The sequence below is a fragment of the Pseudomonas pisciculturae genome, assembly GCF_015461805.1.
Lineage (GTDB): Bacteria > Pseudomonadota > Gammaproteobacteria > Pseudomonadales > Pseudomonadaceae > Aquipseudomonas > Aquipseudomonas pisciculturae.
In genome coordinates, this window is the sequence record NZ_JACVZE010000016.1 from 1 (window position 1) to 17702 (window position 17702).

At 62.2% G+C, this 17702-nt stretch carries 15 protein-coding genes; 9 read left to right on the forward strand and 6 right to left on the reverse strand.

The window, feature by feature from the left end; all coding sequences use genetic code 11:
* The first annotated feature begins 330 nt into the window (after positions 1–330).
* The 4 genes from ICY20_RS27865 to ICY20_RS27880 all read left to right on the forward strand — a co-directional run bounded on the left by ICY20_RS27865 (position 331) and on the right by ICY20_RS27880 (position 4484).
* Complete coding sequence (locus tag ICY20_RS27865) at positions 331–921, forward strand: antibiotic biosynthesis monooxygenase (RefSeq protein WP_194939213.1); 591 nt, start codon at positions 331–333, stop codon at positions 919–921.
* On the forward strand, positions 918–2756 hold the full coding sequence (locus ICY20_RS27870; RefSeq protein WP_194939214.1) for an amidohydrolase: 1839 nt from the start codon (positions 918–920) through the stop codon (positions 2754–2756). Before ICY20_RS27865 ends, ICY20_RS27870 begins: the two co-directional genes overlap by 4 nt.
* Before the next feature lie 30 nt (positions 2757–2786).
* Entirely contained in the window at positions 2787–3404 is a 618-nt protein-coding gene (gene ycaC / locus ICY20_RS27875) for an isochorismate family cysteine hydrolase YcaC (RefSeq protein WP_159963451.1), read from the forward strand.
* Between the two features lie 198 nt (positions 3405–3602).
* Entirely contained in the window at positions 3603–4484 is an 882-nt protein-coding gene (locus tag ICY20_RS27880) for a LysR family transcriptional regulator (RefSeq protein ID WP_159963198.1), read from the forward strand.
* Here ICY20_RS27880 and ICY20_RS27885 read toward each other — a convergent pair.
* Positions 4471–5508, reverse strand: a complete 1038-nt coding sequence (locus ICY20_RS27885) for an AraC family transcriptional regulator (protein ID WP_159963197.1) — start codon at positions 5506–5508, stop codon at positions 4471–4473. The genes ICY20_RS27880 and ICY20_RS27885 overlap by 14 nt on opposite strands.
* A gap of 1 nt (position 5509) precedes the next feature.
* A complete protein-coding gene (locus tag ICY20_RS27890; RefSeq protein ID WP_159963196.1) occupies positions 5510–6424 on the reverse strand; it encodes a GGDEF domain-containing protein in 915 nt (304 codons plus the stop codon).
* Between the two features lie 382 nt (positions 6425–6806).
* On the opposite strand from ICY20_RS27890, the gene ICY20_RS27895 reads away from it, so the two are divergent.
* From ICY20_RS27895 to ICY20_RS27915, 5 genes are all read left to right on the forward strand, one after another.
* Positions 6807–9320 (forward strand): TonB-dependent receptor, encoded by a 2514-nt coding sequence (locus ICY20_RS27895; protein WP_194939215.1) that lies wholly within the window; start codon positions 6807–6809, stop codon positions 9318–9320.
* 145 nt (positions 9321–9465) lie between these two features.
* The gene (locus ICY20_RS27900; protein WP_194939216.1) at positions 9466–11328 is read left to right on the forward strand and encodes a phytase; all 1863 of its coding nucleotides are present in this window, start codon (positions 9466–9468) and stop codon (positions 11326–11328) included.
* A 47-nt stretch (positions 11329–11375) separates the two neighbouring features.
* Positions 11376–12068 (forward strand): protein TolQ, encoded by a 693-nt coding sequence (gene tolQ / locus ICY20_RS27905; protein WP_159963193.1) that lies wholly within the window; start codon positions 11376–11378, stop codon positions 12066–12068.
* A 14-nt stretch (positions 12069–12082) separates the two neighbouring features.
* The gene (tolR, locus tag ICY20_RS27910; RefSeq protein ID WP_194939217.1) at positions 12083–12529 is read left to right on the forward strand and encodes a protein TolR; all 447 of its coding nucleotides are present in this window, start codon (positions 12083–12085) and stop codon (positions 12527–12529) included.
* A complete protein-coding gene (locus ICY20_RS27915) occupies positions 12526–13287 on the forward strand; it encodes an energy transducer TonB (RefSeq protein WP_194939218.1) in 762 nt (253 codons plus the stop codon). The genes tolR and ICY20_RS27915 overlap by 4 nt, the downstream gene beginning before the upstream one ends.
* A gap of 133 nt (positions 13288–13420) precedes the next feature.
* Here the strand turns inward: ICY20_RS27915 and ICY20_RS27920 are convergent, their stop codons facing one another.
* From ICY20_RS27920 to ICY20_RS27935, 4 genes are all read right to left on the reverse strand, one after another.
* Positions 13421–14365 (reverse strand): D-isomer specific 2-hydroxyacid dehydrogenase family protein, encoded by a 945-nt coding sequence (locus tag ICY20_RS27920; RefSeq protein ID WP_194939219.1) that lies wholly within the window; start codon positions 14363–14365, stop codon positions 13421–13423.
* A complete protein-coding gene (locus tag ICY20_RS27925; protein ID WP_194939220.1) occupies positions 14362–15540 on the reverse strand; it encodes an acyl-CoA dehydrogenase family protein in 1179 nt (392 codons plus the stop codon). The genes ICY20_RS27920 and ICY20_RS27925 overlap by 4 nt, the downstream gene beginning before the upstream one ends.
* Before the next feature lie 126 nt (positions 15541–15666).
* On the reverse strand, positions 15667–16350 hold the full coding sequence (locus ICY20_RS27930) for a peroxiredoxin-like family protein (RefSeq protein WP_159963188.1): 684 nt from the start codon (positions 16348–16350) through the stop codon (positions 15667–15669).
* Complete coding sequence (locus ICY20_RS27935) at positions 16347–17693, reverse strand: LLM class flavin-dependent oxidoreductase (RefSeq protein ID WP_194939221.1); 1347 nt, start codon at positions 17691–17693, stop codon at positions 16347–16349. The genes ICY20_RS27930 and ICY20_RS27935 overlap by 4 nt, the downstream gene beginning before the upstream one ends.
* Positions 17694–17702: the final 9 nt, after the last annotated feature.

The following is a 17702-nucleotide window of genomic DNA, read 5'->3' on the forward strand; positions in this document are numbered from 1 at the left end:
TTTTCCCGGTGGTTTGGTTGTGTGGGGGGGGGTTTTTTCTTTTATTTGGTTGGTTTATTTTTTTCGGGGGGTTTTTTTCTAACCTCTCTTTTTTTTTGTAAAACAAAACCCATTTGTGGGTGGGGGGTTTCCTGGGTTGGGGGGGGGCAATCACTATTTTTTCCCCCCCCCCCCCCCCCCCCCCCCCCCACCCCCGCTCCCACATTTTTGATCTCCATGTATCAGGTATGTAGCCAAACCCTCTCAAACAGCACGTACATCCAATTTTCCCCACCCCCCACCCCGGCAAACTCCTCTCATCGCTGATATCTCGAAGCAGAGGCACACCCCATGGACCCAGCACCCAAAACCAGCCCCGACGAAGTCGTCACCCTGGTCGTCAAACACCTAATCAAGCCAGGCTTTGAAACCGACTACGAAGCCTGGCTACGCCGCATCGTACGCATTGCCGGTGCACGCCCCGGCCACCTCGGCGTCGACGTCGTACGCAGTAAACAAAACGGACTGGCCCTGTTCACCTGCGTGTTGCGCTACCGCTCCACCGACGCCCTGGAAACCTGGCTCGACTCCCCCGAGCGCAAAGCCCTGATCGACGAAGCCTCGCCGCTGTTGGCCGAGGGCGACAACACCGAAATCGGCGCCGTCAACGAATTCTGGTTCAACCCCGAAACTGAAAACGCCGCTAAGCCGCCGCGCTGGAAGCAGGCCGTGGTTACCCTGTTTGTGATCCTGCCGTTGACCCTGCTGATCCCGATTATCTGGGGCCCGGTGCTGCGCCTGCACCCGTTTCTCTCCAACTACGTGGTCGCGACCTTTTTGGTCACCGTGACCATTGTCGTGCTGGTGGTCTACCTGCTGATGCCAGCCGCCACCCGTTTGTTCGCTCCCTGGCTTGAAGCCTCTGTAAAGGAAACCCTATGAACGCCGATCTGATTTTGTTCAATGGCCAGTTCCACACCGTGGACCGTGAAAACCCGCGGGCAACCGCCGTCGCTATCAGCCAGGGGCGCTTTGTCGCCGTCGGCACCGATGGTGAGGCCATGGCCCTGCGCGGAAGTGGTACTAAAATCATCGACCTTAAGGGGCGCACGGTGATTCCCGGTCTCAACGACTCGCACCTGCACCTGATCCGTGGTGGGTTGAACTACAACCTCGAACTGCGTTGGGAAGGCGTGCCGTCCCTGGCCGATGCCCTGCGCATGCTCAAGGATCAGGCCGACCGCACCCCAACCCCGCAGTGGGTGCGCGTAGTGGGCGGCTGGAACGAATTCCAGTTCGCCGAAAAACGCATGCCCACCCTGGAAGAACTCAACCAGGCCGCGCCAGACACCCCGGTGTTCGTGCTGCACCTGTACGACCGCGCCTTGCTCAACCGCGCAGCCTTGCGCGTGGCCGGCTACACCAAAGACACACCGAACCCGCCGGGCGGCGAGATCGTGCGCGACAGCAACGGCAACCCCACTGGCATGCTGGTGGCACGCCCCAACGCGATGATCCTGTATTCGACCCTGGCCAAAGGCCCGAAACTGCCGCTTGAGTACCAGGTCAACTCCACCCGCCAGTTCATGCGCGAGCTCAATCGCCTGGGCCTCACCAGCGCCATCGACGCCGGCGGCGGCTTCCAGAACTACCCCGACGACTATGCGGTAATCGAGCAACTGGCCAAGGAAGAACAGCTGACGGTGCGTATCGCCTACAACCTGTTCACCCAGAAGCCCAAGGAAGAGCTCAGCGACTTCCAGAACTGGACCGGCAGTGTCAAGTTGCACCAGGGCGATGACTACCTGCGCCACAACGGTGCCGGCGAGATGCTGGTGTTCTCGGCCGCCGACTTCGAAGACTTTCTGGAACCACGCCCGGACCTGCCGCTGACCATGGAGCAGGAGCTGGAGCCTGTCGTGCGTCACCTGGTGGAGCAGCGCTGGCCGTTCCGCCTGCATGCCACTTACGACGAATCCATCTCGCGCATGCTCGACGTGTTCGAGAAGGTCAACCGCGATATCCCGTTCAATGGCTTGCCGTGGTTCTTCGACCACGCCGAAACCATCACGCCGAAAAACATCGAGCGCGTGCGTGCCCTTGGCGGCGGCATCGCGATCCAGGACCGCATGGCGTTCCAGGGTGAATACTTTGTCGAGCGTTACGGCGCCAAGGCGGCCGAAGCCACGCCGCCCATCAAGCGCATGCTCGCCGAAGGCGTGCCGGTAGGGGCGGGTACCGACGCCACGCGGGTGTCGAGCTACAACCCGTGGACCTCGCTGTACTGGATGGTCAGCGGCCGTACCGTCGGCGGCCTGGAGCTGCACGCCGAAGGCCTGCCGCGGCTCACCGCGCTGGAACTGTTCACCCACGGCAGCGCCTGGTTCTCGTCCGAGCAGGGCAAAAAAGGCCAGATCAAGGTCGGCCAACTGGCGGACGTCGCTGCGTTGTCAGCGGACTTCTTCAGCGTCGATGAAGAAGCCATCAAGTGGATCGAATCGGTACTCACCGTGGTTGGCGGCAAGGTCGTCTACGGCGCCGGCGATTTCGAAGATTACGCACCGCCGCGTGTGCCCGTGCTGCCGGACTGGTCGCCGGTGGTCAAGGTGCCGGGCCACTGGCGCCCAAGCTCGCCGTTGCAGGCGCAGGTTCACCAGTGCAGCGGCCCGTGCGGCGTGCATTCCCACAGCCACGAAAAAGCGCGCCTTTCCAACGCGCCGGTCAGCGACTTCCAGGGTTTCTGGGGTGCGTTCGGCTGCTCGTGCTTTGCCTTCTGATTACTCAAACCCCCGTTAGGAGATATTCCCATGGCTTACAACCGCCTGAACAAAGATGACGCCGTCGTACTGTTGGTCGATCACCAGACCGGCCTGATCTCCCTGGTGCAAGACTTCTCGCCGAACGAGTTCAAGAACAACGTGCTGGCCCTGGCCGACGTCGCCAAGTTCTTCAACCTGCCGACCATCCTGACCACCAGCTTTGAGTCCGGCCCTAACGGCCCGCTGGTGCCAGAGCTCAAAGCGCTGTTCCCGGACGCGCCGTACATCGCTCGACCTGGCCAGATCAACGCCTGGGACAACGAAGATTTCGTCAAGGCCGTCAAGGCCACCGGCCGCAAGCAGATCATCATCGCCGGTGTAGTGACTGACGTGTGCGTAGCGTTCCCGACCCTGTGCGCCCTGGCTGAAGGCTTTGAAGTGTTTGTGGTTACCGACGCTTCCGGCACCTTCAACGAAACCGTGCAACAAGCCGCCTGGGCACGCATGACCGCCGCCGGTGCACAACTGGTGAACTGGTTCTCCGTGGCGTGCGAGCTGCAAGTTGACTGGCGCAACGACATGGAAGGCCTGGCCAACCTGCTGTCGCCGCGCATCCCCAACTACCGCAACCTGATGAACAGCTACTCGGCGTTTACTGCCAAGTAACCTGCTCTAAAGCCTGTACGCGGTCTCCTGTGGGAGGGGGCTTGCCCCCGATAGCGGTGTGTCAGTCACAGATATTTTGGCTGACCCACCGCTATCGGGGGCAAGCCCCCTCCCACATTTGATTGTGTTTATACATTTGATTTGTGGTGTTGCGACCGTCCGGTTATAAAACAGCCCATCGTCCACCGAGAAGCGACAATGAACCCTTTTGAAGACATGCGCCTGTTCTGCCAGGTCATGGAGTCCGGCAGTTTTACCGCCGCCGCCGAACAGTTGGGCTTGTCCAAGCAGTTCGTGAGCCGCCGTCTGATCCAACTGGAAGACCGCCTCGGCGTACGCCTGCTCAACCGCTCCACCCGCCGCCTGGATGTCACGCCACTCGGCCAGAGTTACTACGAATCCGCTTTGCGCCTGCTCAGTGAAGTCGAGCAGGTGGAGCAGGGCATTGCCGGCCAGAACAGCGAGCCACGCGGCACCATTCGCCTCAGTGCGCCGCTGTCGTTCGCCATTGCCCACCTGGGTTGCCTGCTGCCGCAGTTTCTGGAGCGCCACCCCGAAGTCGCGGTCGAGGTTGATTTAAGCGACCGCCCCGTGGACCTGATCGGCGAAGGCTACGACCTGGTGCTGCGCATCGGCACCCTGGAAGACTCCACCCTGATTGCCCGCCGTATCGCCAGCATCCCGCGTGTGTATTGCGCCAGCCCCGATTACCTGGCCTTGCGCGGCACGCCGCAGCAGCCCGAAGACCTCGCCAAACACGACTGCCTGCCTTACGGCCACAGCCGCCAGGTGCAGTGGCGCTTCAAGGGCAAGGTGCAGGCGTTGAATGTGTGCGGGCGTATGCGCGTGAACAACGGCGACCTGCTGCGCGACACCGCCATCGCCGGTTTTGGCGTCACGTACTTGCCGACTTTTATCGTCGGTGACGCGTTGAAGGACGGCCGCTTGGTCACCGTGCTCGATGAGTTCGCCCCCGAAGACCTGACGCTGTCGGCGGTATACCCGCAACACCGGCAAAGCTCGCGGCCGGTGCAGGCACTGGTGGAGTTCTTGCGCGAACGCTTGGCTAGTGGCTGTTGAACAACTGCCGGATCAGGCTCGGTGTGCTGCCGGTCCAACGTTTGAACGAGCGGCGAAAGTTCGCCGCATCGCTGAAATTCAAATACGCCGCCACCTCATCATTGCTGTACCCCTTGACCTGATAAAGGTGCAGCGCCACCTGCTTGCGCACCCGGTCCACCTGCTGCTGAAACCCGGTGTCGTGCTTGTGCAACTTGCGCTTGAGCGTCGCTGGGCTCATGGCAAAGGCAAGCGCGGCTTGCTCCAGGCTCGGCGGCTGGCGCACGTGTTCGCGCAGATAGTCGTCCAGGCAGTCGAGGAAACTGCTGGCAAAGCCCAGTTGTTCGATCTGCTCGCGGGCCTGCTGGCGCGCGACTTGCCCCGCCGTGGCCGAGGCGCCGGGCCAGGGGCGGGTGAGGTATTCACGGGGGATGCTCATCATGTCCAGCGGCCGCTCGAAGCGCGTTTCTTCACCCAAGTGCACCCAATACTGCTCGACATAACGCGGCTCGGCATGGCTGAAACTGCACACCCACGGCAGGCGCTCGCCGCTGAGCCATTGGCTCATGGCAACGAGCGAGGTCATGCTGGCTTCGAGCAGGAAACGCCAGTGTTCACCGGCGCCGCAGTTGTCCAGCCAATACAGGTAGGCGTGGTGTTCATCCAGCTCCAGTTGCAACGTGACCAGCGGACTGAGCAGCACCTGTTGCTGGATCAGGGTTTCCAGCGCCTGGTGCAGGTTCTGCGCATGGCCCAGCGCATGGCTGGCCGCACCGTAATAGCCGGGCAGCAGGCGCTGGCCGAACAGAAAACTGCTGTCGTCGGCGTCGAGTAATTTGCGGCTGTTGCCGATCAACCCCAGCAATTGCTGCGGGCTCAGCCGTGCCGTGCCGGCCAGGATGTCCTCATGGAACAGCCCGGTGCCGCGCAGCAGGCGATGGCTGTCGATGTCGCGGGACAAGGCCAGGTCGATCAGCGTCGCGGGTTGGTAATGCCCTGGAATGAAGCGGCTGTCGGCTTCATACCAGCTGGTTTTAACGGCCATCTCAGGCGCTTTTCGCAAGCGGTTGTTTGGCGCGGGCCAGCGCCAGGTTGAGGCGCTTGAGCAAGTCCTGGGGTGGCTCGTCCAGGGCCATCACCACGGCGGTGGTGGCGCCCAATTGCAGGCGCTCGCCTTGCTGGCGGGTCTTGTGGGCGAGGGCGCGCACGGCCTGCTGCAACTCCAGGGCGATAACTTGGGCCTGGCGTTCGCCGGTGTTGGGCAATAGCACCACAAAACGGTCGCCTGCCAGACGGCAAAGCAAGTCTTGGCGGCGCAAATTCAATAGCAGCGAATGGCTAAGGGCCTGCAATACCGCGTCGCCTTCGGCATGGCCGTAGGCTTGGTTGATGGCGGCGAAGTTATCCAGGTCCAGGGCCAGCAAGGACAGCGGTTGCTGCTGCTCGCGGCTGTCTTGCAGGCTGTCGGCCAGTTGGCGCTTAAGGTAATCGGCGCCAGCGAGCGGCGTGAGTTTGTCGAACAGCCGATGTTCACGGAACAGCCGCTCGCGCTTTTCCATCTGCGCGCTGATCGCCAGTTGTTCGCGGTGCCAGTGGTAGATGCCGATGGTCAGCAGGATCATGCCCACCGGCATCGGGCCGGATTCGAGCCAGTGGTCCCAGGTGATGCTGTCGGGCAGGCGGATAAACTCGTCGAGGCTGTCGATCCACCATGAGAAAAAGATGCACGACAGGCCCAGCGCCAGGTAGTTGGTGACGCGCCCGGCGGGGCGGCTTTTGAGCACCAGGCCCAGCCATACCAGGGCCAGCAGGGCCGAGCCGCCTTCGCCGAAGATGTCCAGCCAGACCCATTCGCTGAAGTTTTTAAGGTCACCACAAGCCAGATGCAGAATCAGCCCCAGGTTGGCGGCGATCAGCAGCAGGGAGAGTTTCCAGCGGTGGGGCTTGAGCACGGAAAACATGGGCCGCGAGTCCTTGGGTAAATAGGCGATGGGCGCCAGCACAGCAGATGGATGTGACGGTTGCGTGACGGTGGGGCAGGGTCGAATCAGCTCATCCTTCCAGGCACTGAAAATCAAAAATGTGGGAGGGGACTTGCCCCCGATAGCGGTGGGTCAGTGGTAAATCAGGTGACTGACCCACCGCTATCGGGGGCAAGCCCCCTCCCACAGTTGATCTTCACAGGTCATATCAGCTCATTTCACCTCCAGATCCAGCTCAAGGCCCCGGTTTAAAGGGGCCGCAGCCAACCCCTGTCACAGAACCGTCATCCCCCACCCCTAGCTTGCCCTCCCAGTTGCCGGGCCTCTTGCCTGGCGCCAACGGATTCTTGGGGAGGATTTCATGTACAAGCGCACCGGGCTCGTCAGCTTCACGCTTACCGCCTTGGCCCTGGCGATTGCCAGTGAGCGGCTGTCAGCTGCCGAAGTGGCCAACACCGAGCACGTTGAAGTGGTCGGCCAGGCCGCCGCCATTGATTCAGCCCTGAAGGAGCAGCGCACCTCCGACAGCATCAAGAGCGTGGTACATGCCGACGGCGTGGCCCAGTTGCCGGATGAAAACGTCGCCGAAGCCGTACAGCGCCTGCCAGGTATCAGCGTAGAGCGCGACCAGGGTGAAGGGCGCTTCGTCAGCGTGCGCGGCCTGGGCCCGGACCTTAACAGCGTGACCATCAACGGCACCCTCGTACCCGCGCCAGAAGCCGGTCGCCGCGCCGTGGCCCTCGATGTGTTGCCCTCGGAACTGGTGCAGTCACTGTCGGTGATCAAGACCCTCACCCCGGACATGGACGCCAACTCCCTGGGCGGCACCGTCGATGTGCAAAGCCTCTCGGCCTTCGACCACAAGGGCCTGTTCTACACCGGCAGCACCGAAGCCAGTTACGACAAGAACACCCGCCAGACCAGCCCGAAATTCTCGGGCGCTGCCAGTAACCGTTTCAGCCTCGGCGACGGCATCGATAACTTCGGCGTGGCCGCAGCCCTGAGCTGGCAAAAGCGTGATTTTGGCTCGGACAACGTCGAAACCGGCGGCGCGTGGGACTTCACCGACGGCGCAAAGCTCAACGAATTCGAACAACGCGACTACGACATCAGCCGTGAACGCGCAGGCGGCGGCTTGAACTTCGACTACAAACCCGACGACGTCAGCAGCTACTACCTGCGCACCCTATACAGCCGCTACAAAGACACCGAGACCCGCAACTCCACCAGCATCGAATTTGCCGACCCGCTGGCAGCCGGCGAACTGGGGGATGCCGAAGCCAAGCGCAAGTTGAAAAATCGCGAAGAGACCCAGCAAATCCAGTCCTACGTGTTTGGCGGCGAACGCATGCTCGGCCTGTGGACCTTAAGCGGCCAGGCTGGCTACAGCCAATCCAGCGAAGACAGCCCGGGGCATATCGCCGGCGCCACGTTTGACGGCGGTGATTTTGCCAACAGCGGCTTCTACGACAAGGACAAACCACGCCCGATCATCGGCGCCGGCTTCTACGACGCCAGCAACTACACCCTCGACAAAGTCGACTGGGAAAAACAAAACACCAAAGACACCGAGAAAAACCTGCGCCTGGACCTGGCCCGCGACTACGACCTGAGCGGCTATGCCTCGCAGTTCAAATTTGGCGGCAAGGTCAGCCGTCGTCACAAGACCAACGACCTGGAGGCCTGGGTCTATGAAGACTTCGACACCCTGGGGTTCACCGCCGACCAACTCAACCTCACCCAGTTCCAGAAGGGCAGCGTCGACTACCGCCTGGACAACTACGGCCCCGGCATCAGCGCCAGCAGCATCAAAGACTTGATCGGCAGCCTCAACGCCGCCGACTTTTATGACGAGACCGAATCGCGGGTCAACGACTACACCATCCGCGAAGACATCAACGCCGGCTACTTTATGAACACCATCGACATCGACGACTGGCGCTTTATCGCCGGCCTGCGCTACGAAGGCACCGAGTTCGAAGCCAAGGGCACCGGCGCCACCGATGGTGTGTTCACCGCCACCGACACCAAGCGTCGTTACCACCACTGGCTGCCGGGCTTGCATGCGCGCTACCAGATCGACAAGAACACCCAAGTGCGTGCGGCCTGGACCAAATCCGTAGTGCGCCCGACCTTCGGCCAATTGGCGCCGGGTTTTGTGATCGACGATGACGAAGCCACCTTCGGCAACCCGGACCTCAAGCCCCTGGAGTCGAGCAACCTGGACCTGGGCATTGAGCACTTCATGGGCCGCGCCGGTACCGTGTCGGCGTTCGTGTTCTACAAAGACATCAAGAACTTCGTCTACAACACCGACCTGGCCGGCACTGGCGCCTGGACCAACTTCGCCGAGGCCCACACCTACGCCAACGGCGACAGCGCCAAGCTCTACGGGCTGGAACTGGCCTACTCACAAAAGTTCGACTGGCTGCCCGCACCCTGGAATGGCTTGCTCGTGGGCGCCAACAGCACCTTTAGCCGCTCCAGCGCAGACATCGAAGGTTTCGACAGTACCAGCGGCACAAACCGCAAACGCAACATCAGCCTGCCCAACCAGTCGGACACCGTCGGCAACCTGATGCTCGGTTGGGAAGACGACAAGCTCAGCCTGCGTCTGTCGGCCAACTACAAATCGGCCTACCTGTACGAGCTGGCCTCGATCAACGACAAGGCCCATGACCTGCACGTCGATGCGCAGACCTTCGTGGATTTCAGCGCGCGCTACTCGCTGACCAAAAACCTGCAAGTGAGCTTCGAGGCGCAGAACCTCACCGATGAGTCGTACTTCGTCTACACCGGCAACCGCAGCTACAACGGCCAGTACGAAGAGTACGGCCCCACCTACAAGCTGGGCCTGACCTTCACCCATTTCTAACCCACACCGCATTTCAAATGTGGGAGGGGGCTTGCTCCCGATAGCAGTGGGTCAGCCAGCCCATCTGTTGACTGATACACCGCCATCGGGAGCAAGCCCCCCTCCCACAGTTGATCTCCATTGTTTTCGAAGGATTTGTCTGTTCATGAGAATTTCCAAGCTGTACCTGCTGATCGCACTGGCAACCTGTGGTCATGCCATTGCCGCCGATCTGGCGCTAAGCCCCTGGGCCCCCAACCTCAACGCCGAAGCCATGGCCTTCGTGAACACCCACGAACGCCTCACCGCCAGCACCCGCGACGGCCTGCAACTGGTAGACGCCAAAGGCACCGAACTGGCCCGCTTCAAAGGCAACTTCACCAGCCTCGATACCCGCGCAGCAGGGAGTCAGACGCTGGTGGCCAGCCTCGACAACGACCGCCAGCAAGCCCTGCTGATCAGCCTCGACCCGTCGGCCAAGACCTTCGGCAACCCGCTTTACCTGCCGGCCCGCGACTACGCAGTCAACGGCCTGTGCCTGTACCGCGACGCCGCCGCCAACCTGTTCGTGTTCCTGGTGGGCGAAGAGGGCAAGGGCGAGCAATGGCTGGTGGGCAACGGTGCAACCCTGTTGAGCGAAGCCCAACGTGTACGCGGCCTGCCGTTACCGCCCTCGGCAGAGTTCTGCCAGGTGGATGACGGCGCCCATCGCCTGATAGTGAACGAGACAAATGTCGGCTGGTGGGCCTACCCTGCGCACCCGGAAGCGGATGTCAAACGCACGCCCGTCGCGCTGTTCGATAACCCCAAGCGTGAGGCCGGCGCCATGGCAGTGGTGCCAGGTGGGGTGATTGCGCTGGATCCAAAGACCGCTCAACTGCATCTGTTCCAGCAAAGTGGCGAGCGGTGGGTCGAGCAACCGAGCCCGAAGTTGCCGGGCCTCAAAGAGCCGGAGCAACTGACCGTCAACGGCCAGAACCTGCTGGTGCGCGATGACGAAAGCGGCAAGCTTTATCAGGGCAAACTCAACTGGAAGGCCAAGCCTGTAGCGGCCGAACCGGTTCTGCCCGAAGTCGCCGCCGTGCGCCAAACCGACCCTGTTGGTCGCCAAGGGGATGCTGCCGATGACCCGGCGATCTGGATTCACCCCGAGCAACCCGCAAAAAGCCGCGTACTGGGCACCAATAAAAAACAGGGCCTGCTGGCCTACGACCTCGACGGCAAGCTGTTGCAGGAGCTGGCCGTGGGCCGTCTGAACAACGTCGACGTGCGCCCCAACTTCAAGCTCGGCGCGCAGACCGTCGACCTGGCCGTGGCCAGTAACCGCGATCACAACAGCCTGAGCCTGTTCAGCATCGACCGCACTACCGGTGAGTTGCGTGAGGCCGGCGAAGTGCCGACCCCGCTTAAAGCTATCTACGGCATCTGCCTGTTCCAGCCCGCCAGTGGCGAGATCTACGCCATCGCCAACGACAAGGACGGCACCTTCCTGCAATACCGCCTCAGCGCGCCAGATGGCCGTGTGCAAGGCGAGTTGGTGCGCCAGTTCAAGGTCGACAGCCAGCCCGAAGGCTGTGTGGCCGACGACCAGCGCCAGCGCCTGTTTATCGGTGAAGAAGACGTGGGCGTGTGGGCGGTGGATGCCCGCGCCGATCAACCGGCCACGCTCACCAGCGTGATCAAGGTCGGGCCGCAACTGCATGCCGATGTTGAGGGGCTGGCGCTTTACCAGAGCGACGAGCGCGACTACCTGGTGATCTCCAGCCAAGGCAACGACAGCTACCTGGTGGTGGATGCCGAGCCGCCGTTTGCCATCCACGGTGCGTTCCGTGTTGGCCTCAACGCCGCTGCCGGTATCGACGGTTCTTCGGAGACCGACGGCCTGGAAGTCACCGCCATCAACCTCGGCGGGCCATGGAGCCAAGGCATGCTGGTGGTGCAGGACGGGCGCAAGCGCATGCCCGAGCAAGCGCAGAACTTCAAGTTCGTGCCCTGGGCGGATGTCACACGCGCGCTGAAATTGCCGTGAGGCGTCATCACCCGGTCATGTCTTTTTAATCGAATAGGAGCTCTACCATGCAAGCGACGATGGAACATATGACGATCTGGGGCCTGATCACCGACGCCAGCCTGTTGGTCAAGGCGGTGATGCTCACCTTGCTGCTGGCCTCCGTGGTCAGTTGGTACCTGATCATCCAGCGCGCCAGTGTGCTGCGCCGCCTGGAGCGCCAGTTGAACGGCTTCGTGCAGCGCTTTCGTGCCGCGCCCGACTTGCAGCCGCTGTACCGCGAAACGGTGCAGGCGGGCGAGGGCGGCATTGCGCCGATCTTTATCGCCGGGGTGCAGGAGTACCAGCACCTGCACAGCCATGACCCCGCTGTGTTGGAAGGCGTGGAGCGCGCCTTGCAGGTGGCGATCACCGAGCAGGAAATCGAGCTGGAAAAGGGCCTGCAATTCCTGGCGACCGTGGGCTCGGTCAGCCCCTATATCGGTTTGTTTGGCACGGTGTGGGGCATCATGAACTCGTTCATCGGCTTGTCCCAGGTGCAGCAGGCCACGCTTTCGACCGTGGCGCCGGGCATTGCCGAAGCGTTGATCGCCACGGCCATTGGTTTGTTTGCGGCCATTCCGGCGGTGATCGCCTATAACCGCTTTGCCGCCCGTGGCCAGACTTTGCTCACCCGCTACTACGCCTTCGGCAACGAGCTGCAAGTACGCCTGCATCGCACCTTGCGCGGCACGCCAATCAACCTGGCCGTCGCCGCCTGAACAGGAGCAAGACCATGCTGAGCAGGCCGCAACGCAAGCACGGGCCCAAGGCTGAAATGAACGTGGTGCCATATATCGACGTGATGCTGGTGCTGCTGGTGATCTTCATGGTCACCGCGCCCATGTTGACCCAAGGCGTGAAGATCGAACTGCCCAAGGTCGCCGCCGAGGCGCTGGCCACTGACACCCGCCAGCAGATCCTGACGTTGTCGGTAAAGGCTGACGGTGGCTACTACTGGAACCTGGGCGGCGAACTCGACACCCAGCACCAGACCGACAGCGCCGTGAGCCTGGATGAAATGGGCGCCAAGGTCATGCAGGTGGTGGCCGCACGCAGCGACACCCAGGTGTACATCCGCGCCGACGACAACGCCGGCTACGGCCGGGTGGTGGCGGCCATGGCGGTGTTGCAAAAAGGCGGTGTCAGCAACCTGGGGCTGGTGACCGAGGCCCCGCAATGACGGCGATGATCATGCACAGTCCAATGCTGGCGATGGAGGTTCGGGATACGTCCGGGCTCTGGAGAAACAGCTTCGCGGCCAGCCTGGCGGTGGCCCTGCACGTCGGCGTGTTGGCTGCGTTGATGCTGGGCTGGTCGACAGAAAAACCCGTGGTGCAAGCGCCTCGGGTCATGCATACGCAACTGGTGATGATGCCGCCAGCACCAGCTCCTGTGCCTGAACCCGTGGCCGTCGCGGCACCGCCGCCAGAGCCGGTTGCCGTGCCGGTGCCGCCCAAACCCGTCATCGACCCACAGATCCAGGCGCAAAAGCTTGAGAAAGCCGCCTTGGCGCGCAAGCGGGTCGAGGAAAAGAAAATCGAGCAGCAACAGGAGCGACTGGCGACCGAGCAGCGCAACCGTGAGCTGGAACAACAGCGCTTAAACCAGGAACGCCTCGCGGCTGAACGTGCACGGCCCGCAGCGCCGGCGCCCGCACCGGCCTTCGACAGCCGCCAGTACCAACCCCTGAGCAAGGAAGCCCCTGACTACCCCGAGCGTGCCCTGGATAAAAACATCGAAGGCGACTGCTCGGTGGAGTACACCGTCAACACCCAGGGCCGTGTGGAAAACCCCAAGGTGCTGGACGGTTGTCACCCCTTGTTCATGCGCCCGTCATTGGCGGCAGCGAATACCTTCCGCTATCAGCCAAGGATCGTGGACGGCAAACCCGTACCCGTGCCGGCAGTGCGCAACACCTTCCACTACCGCATCAAATGAGTACGTTCAGCCAACACAAAACCCATGTGGGAGGGGGCTTGCCCCCGATAGCAGTGTGTCAGGCAAAATATCTTTGACTGATCCACCGCCATCGGGGGCAAGCCCCCTCCCACATTTGGGTCTTCATACGCCGTTAAGAATTCGCCAGGTTTGCTAACGTCTGACCGCCGACATACCGCTCCAAATTCGCCAAAAACGTATCCGCAATTTCATTCTTGCTGTTAGTCGAAATCGCCGAGGTATGCGGCGACAACCTCACCCGCGGGTGCGTATACAACGGATGCCCGTCCGGCAACGGCTCCGGCTCGGTCACATCCAGCGAAGCCAACCCGATCTGCCCGTTATCCAGTGCCTCCAGCAATGCTTCCTGGTCCAACAACCCTCCGCGCGCAATGTTGATCAAATGCAGCCCCGGCTTGGCACTGCCCAACACATCGCGGTTGATAATGTGGCGGGTGGCCTCGGTCAGCGGCGCTGCCACCACCAAGTGATCGGCGCGGGCGAACAGGTCGTGGATATCCTTGGCCGCTTCCACGCCCGCACTGAACGGCGCCTGGCTCTGACGCAACGCCACCACTTTGATACCCAGCGCCAAGGCCTTTTGCGCCAGGCTCTCGCCAATCGCGCCAAAACCCAGGATGCCCAGTGTGGTGCCCTTAAGTGGCCGCAGCGGGGTGAAATTCCACTGCGAGTCCTTCACCCAGATATCCGGCAAATGCTTGGATGCCGCAAAGATGGCCGCCAGGGCGAACTCGGCAAGGTTGTCTGCGGCGCTGCCCCGGGAAGTGGTCACGGGCGGGCCGTTGAACAGCCACGAAGGATAAAAATCGATGCCCGACGACACCAGGTGCACCCACTGCGCGCCATAGGGCCAGCCCGGTGGCGGGGTGTCTGGGGCGGTGTAGCCGCGCACGTTGATCGGGCGCGCCAGCAAGATATTGGCCTGGGGCGGCAGGTCGCTGGGCACGCCAACGGGTACGCCGATCACTTGGGCGTCAGGGTGAATTGAGGCGAGGCGCTCGCGGATTACTTGGTTGAAATCTTCGTCCAGCTGGCTGGCAATTATCACCTGACTCATGTGCGGTCCTTCTGGCGTTGGGCGAAGACAGCTTTGCCGACGCCCTGCAAGACGGCGTCGTTCTGTGGGGTATGCACGCGGCTGCACAGCACGTCGCGGTAATGGCGTTGCAAGGGGTTGAGCCGCGACAGGCCAGGGTTACCCGAAGCTTCGATGGCCAACTCTACGGCGCGGATTGCGTTGTTGGTCACCAGGTACTTCAACTGCGCGGCGTTGGCCGTCGGGGTGTGACCTTCGGCGGCGGCGTCCAGCAGGCTGCGGTTGGCAAACAACAGGGTATCGATATGCCCGACGGTTTCCTGAAAGCGTGGCAAGGTCGACAGCGACGCGCCGAGGTTGGACGGCGCGCGTTCTTCCAGCCAGTTCACCAGCCAGTCCCGAGCCGCTTGGGCCACAGCGTCGTATACCGAGGACAACAACACCGACATCCACAGAAAACCTTCGGCATCCAGCTCTGGCGACGGCGCGCTCCATGGGCTGACGCTGACGGCATGGTCGAGCGGCACCAGCACGTTATCGAGCACCACCTCATGGCTGCACGTGGCGCGCATGCCCAGGTGGTCCCAGGTGTCGATGATGGTGATGCCGGGGCTGTCTTTGGGCACCAGCCAGGCGCCTACCAGCGGGTCGGCGTCATCACTGCGGCCCCACACGCTGAACCAGCTCAGGCCATGGCTGCCGGTGGAGTAGATCTTGCGGCCGCTGATGCGCCAGCCTTCGGCCGTGCGTATGGCAGTGGTGGCCGGCAAGCCGCCACGGGCCGGGGTGCCGAGGTCGGGCTCGACGCGCAAGGCGTTGATCAGCGCACCATTGCGCACCGCATCTTCGGCCACTTGGGTGCGCAGGTGTGCGGGCCAGGTCTTGCTGTCTTGCAGGCGCGTGTGTTGCAGGTATTGCATCACCAGGATCAATGCGGTGGACGGTTCGCCCTTGGCAATCGCGCTGATGGCCTTGCGCGCCTGCGGCAGGCTGGAACCGCCGCCGCCGAGGGACTTGGGCACGGTGAGGGCGACCAGGCCGTGCTCGTGCAGCAGTTGGAAGTTGGCGTGGGGGAAGGCGCCGCTCTCGTCATAGAGGTGCGCGGTGCTGGCCAGCTCAGTGCTGAGGCGTTCGAGCAGGGCTTCGAAATTGGCGACTTCCACGGAGCGTAGAGACGGTTGAGAGGATGAAGTCATGATGAATGTACTCGGTCAAAAAATGTGGGAGCTGGCTTGCCTGCGATAGCGGTGTGTCAGTCGATGTATTTGTTACTGATACTCCGCTATCGCAGGCAAGCCAGCTCCCACAGGGGGCAGTGTGAATCAGATGGCCAGGCGTACGCGCTGCTGGCCCAGTAAGTGCTCTACCACCTGAAGAACCGGCTCAGCCTCCGTACGCACCAACCAATCCGGGCTCACCTCTACAAACGCCACCGTCCCATCCTTGGCGATCACCACCACGGTCGGCTGCGGCAACTCCCACGTGCCGGTGCCCGTGGTTTCGCCAATGCTGTTGCCCTTGGCCAGCGCCGCGTTACGCGAGGCCTCGTCAAAGCTGTAGAGAATGCCCAGGCGCCGCCCGAGGTTGTTGTTCTGGTCGCTGGCCACCAGCAGTTGCAGGTTGTGGCGGGTCTTGATCTCCACCAACCGCGCAGGCACTTGGGGGCTTACCGCCACCAGCGGCACACCGAGCTCCCGCAGGTGCGGGTAGAGCTGACGTTCGTAATAGGGCAGGGCGATGTTGCAGGCCGGGCAGCCGGCAAAGCGGAAGAAAATCAACACTGCCGGGCCGTCGGCCAGCAGCAGATCGCGGTTGAGATCGCCGCCTTCGACGTTGAGCAAGGTGAACGGGTCCAGCTCATCGCCGACCTGTACGTAGTCGTCGGGCCGGGCTTGATCCACCAGGCGCTGGCGCTGGTCGATATTGACCTTCAACGCCTCTGGCGCCCAGGTGGCGACACGTTCGGCGTGCAGCGCTGCCAGTTGGCGATTCAGGGATTCACTCATGCCAGCGCCTCCTGTTTTTCTTCAACCTGGGCAACGCTGTAGCGGTTGGCTGGCACGTCCAGGCCGAGGTTGTCACGCAGGGTTTGGCCGGTGTATTCGGTACGGAACAGGCCGCGTTGTTGCAACACCGGCACCACCAGTTCGGTGAAGTACTGCAAGCCATCCGGCAGCACGGAATTGATAATGAAACCATCGCTGGCACCGCGCTCGAACCAGGTCTGGATGGCATCGGCGATTTGTTCCGGGGTGCCGACAAAGTCGCGCTTGGGCCGCGAGAAACGCAGGGCCACTTCGCGCAGGGTCAGGCTTTCGTCCTTGGCCAACTGCTTGATGCGGTCGGAGCCACCTCGCTGGCTGTTGGAGCCTAGGTCGCCGAGCTCGGGGAACGGCGCGTCCAACGGGTATTGGCTGAAGTCGTGGTCGTTGAACGGGCGGCCGAGGGCGACGATCGCATCTTCCACCGTCACCAGCTCTACGGCCTGCTGATAACGGCTTTCAACCTCGGCTTCATCGCGGCCGACAATCGGGCGAATCCCCGGCAGGATCGACAGGCTGTCGGCGTCACGGCCAAAGCCTTTGGCGCGGCGTTTGAGGTCTTGGGTATACGCCAGGCCTTCTTCGATGCTCTCCACATGCACAAAGATTGCATCGGAGTTTTCGGCGGCAAAGTTGCGCCCGTCTTCGGAGGTGCCCGCCTGGAAAATCACCGGCTGGCCCTGGCGCGAGCGAGCAATATTCAGCGGGCCCTTCACCGAGAAAAACTCGCCCTTGTGGTTCAGTGCGTGCAGCTTGCTGGGGGTGAAAAACTCGCCGCTTTGCTTGTTGTAGGCAAAGGCGTCGTCTTCCCATGAGTCCCACAGGCCCTTGACGGTGTTCACGTGTTCCTTGGCGATACGGTAGCGCACGGCGTGCGGCGGGTGCTCGGCCTTGCCGAAGTTATCGGCGGTGCCGCTGAGCCACGAGGTGACCACGTTCCAACCGGCGCGGCCGCCGCTGATATGGTCCAGGGACGAAAACTGACGCGCCACCTGGTAGGGCTCGGTGTAGCTGACGGTCACAGTGGCCACCAGGCCAATGTTGGTGGTGAGCGCGGCCAGGGCCGAGAGGATGGTCAGCGGCTCGAAACGGTTGAGGTAATGCGGGCTGGACTTGGCATGGATATGCAGGCTGTCGGCGATAAATACGAAGTCAAATTTGGCGGCTTCGGCCAACTCGGTCTGCTGCTTGTAGAAACCAAAGTTCGTGCTGGCGTTGGGTTGGGCGTGCGGGTGGCGCCATTCGCCCCAACCGTGACCGACACCGTGGACCATGGCCCCGAGTTTCAATTGACGTGTTTTGCTCATGTTCTGCTC

What these genes read in the sequence shown, in the direction of transcription:
- ICY20_RS27900 (WP_194939216.1), top strand. Translation starts at nt 9,466, where the DNA reads ATGAGAATTTCCAAGCTGTACCTGCTGATCGCACTGGCAACCTGTGGT.
- tolQ (WP_159963193.1), top strand. Translation starts at nt 11,376, where the DNA reads ATGCAAGCGACGATGGAACATATGACGATCTGGGGCCTGATCACCGAC.
- ICY20_RS27915 (WP_194939218.1), top strand. Translation starts at nt 12,526, where the DNA reads ATGACGGCGATGATCATGCACAGTCCAATGCTGGCGATGGAGGTTCGG.
- ICY20_RS27865 (WP_194939213.1), top strand. Translation starts at nt 331, where the DNA reads ATGGACCCAGCACCCAAAACCAGCCCCGACGAAGTCGTCACCCTGGTC.
- ICY20_RS27930 (WP_159963188.1), bottom strand. Translation starts at nt 16,350, where the DNA reads ATGAGTGAATCCCTGAATCGCCAACTGGCAGCGCTGCACGCCGAACGT.
- tolR (WP_194939217.1), top strand. Translation starts at nt 12,083, where the DNA reads ATGCTGAGCAGGCCGCAACGCAAGCACGGGCCCAAGGCTGAAATGAAC.
- ICY20_RS27935 (WP_194939221.1), bottom strand. Translation starts at nt 17,693, where the DNA reads ATGAGCAAAACACGTCAATTGAAACTCGGGGCCATGGTCCACGGTGTC.
- ICY20_RS27890 (WP_159963196.1), bottom strand. Translation starts at nt 6,424, where the DNA reads ATGTTTTCCGTGCTCAAGCCCCACCGCTGGAAACTCTCCCTGCTGCTG.
- ICY20_RS27885 (WP_159963197.1), bottom strand. Translation starts at nt 5,508, where the DNA reads ATGGCCGTTAAAACCAGCTGGTATGAAGCCGACAGCCGCTTCATTCCA.
- ICY20_RS27925 (WP_194939220.1), bottom strand. Translation starts at nt 15,540, where the DNA reads ATGACTTCATCCTCTCAACCGTCTCTACGCTCCGTGGAAGTCGCCAAT.
- ICY20_RS27895 (WP_194939215.1), top strand. Translation starts at nt 6,807, where the DNA reads ATGTACAAGCGCACCGGGCTCGTCAGCTTCACGCTTACCGCCTTGGCC.
- ycaC (WP_159963451.1), top strand. Translation starts at nt 2,787, where the DNA reads ATGGCTTACAACCGCCTGAACAAAGATGACGCCGTCGTACTGTTGGTC.
- ICY20_RS27870 (WP_194939214.1), top strand. Translation starts at nt 918, where the DNA reads ATGAACGCCGATCTGATTTTGTTCAATGGCCAGTTCCACACCGTGGAC.
- ICY20_RS27880 (WP_159963198.1), top strand. Translation starts at nt 3,603, where the DNA reads ATGAACCCTTTTGAAGACATGCGCCTGTTCTGCCAGGTCATGGAGTCC.
- ICY20_RS27920 (WP_194939219.1), bottom strand. Translation starts at nt 14,365, where the DNA reads ATGAGTCAGGTGATAATTGCCAGCCAGCTGGACGAAGATTTCAACCAA.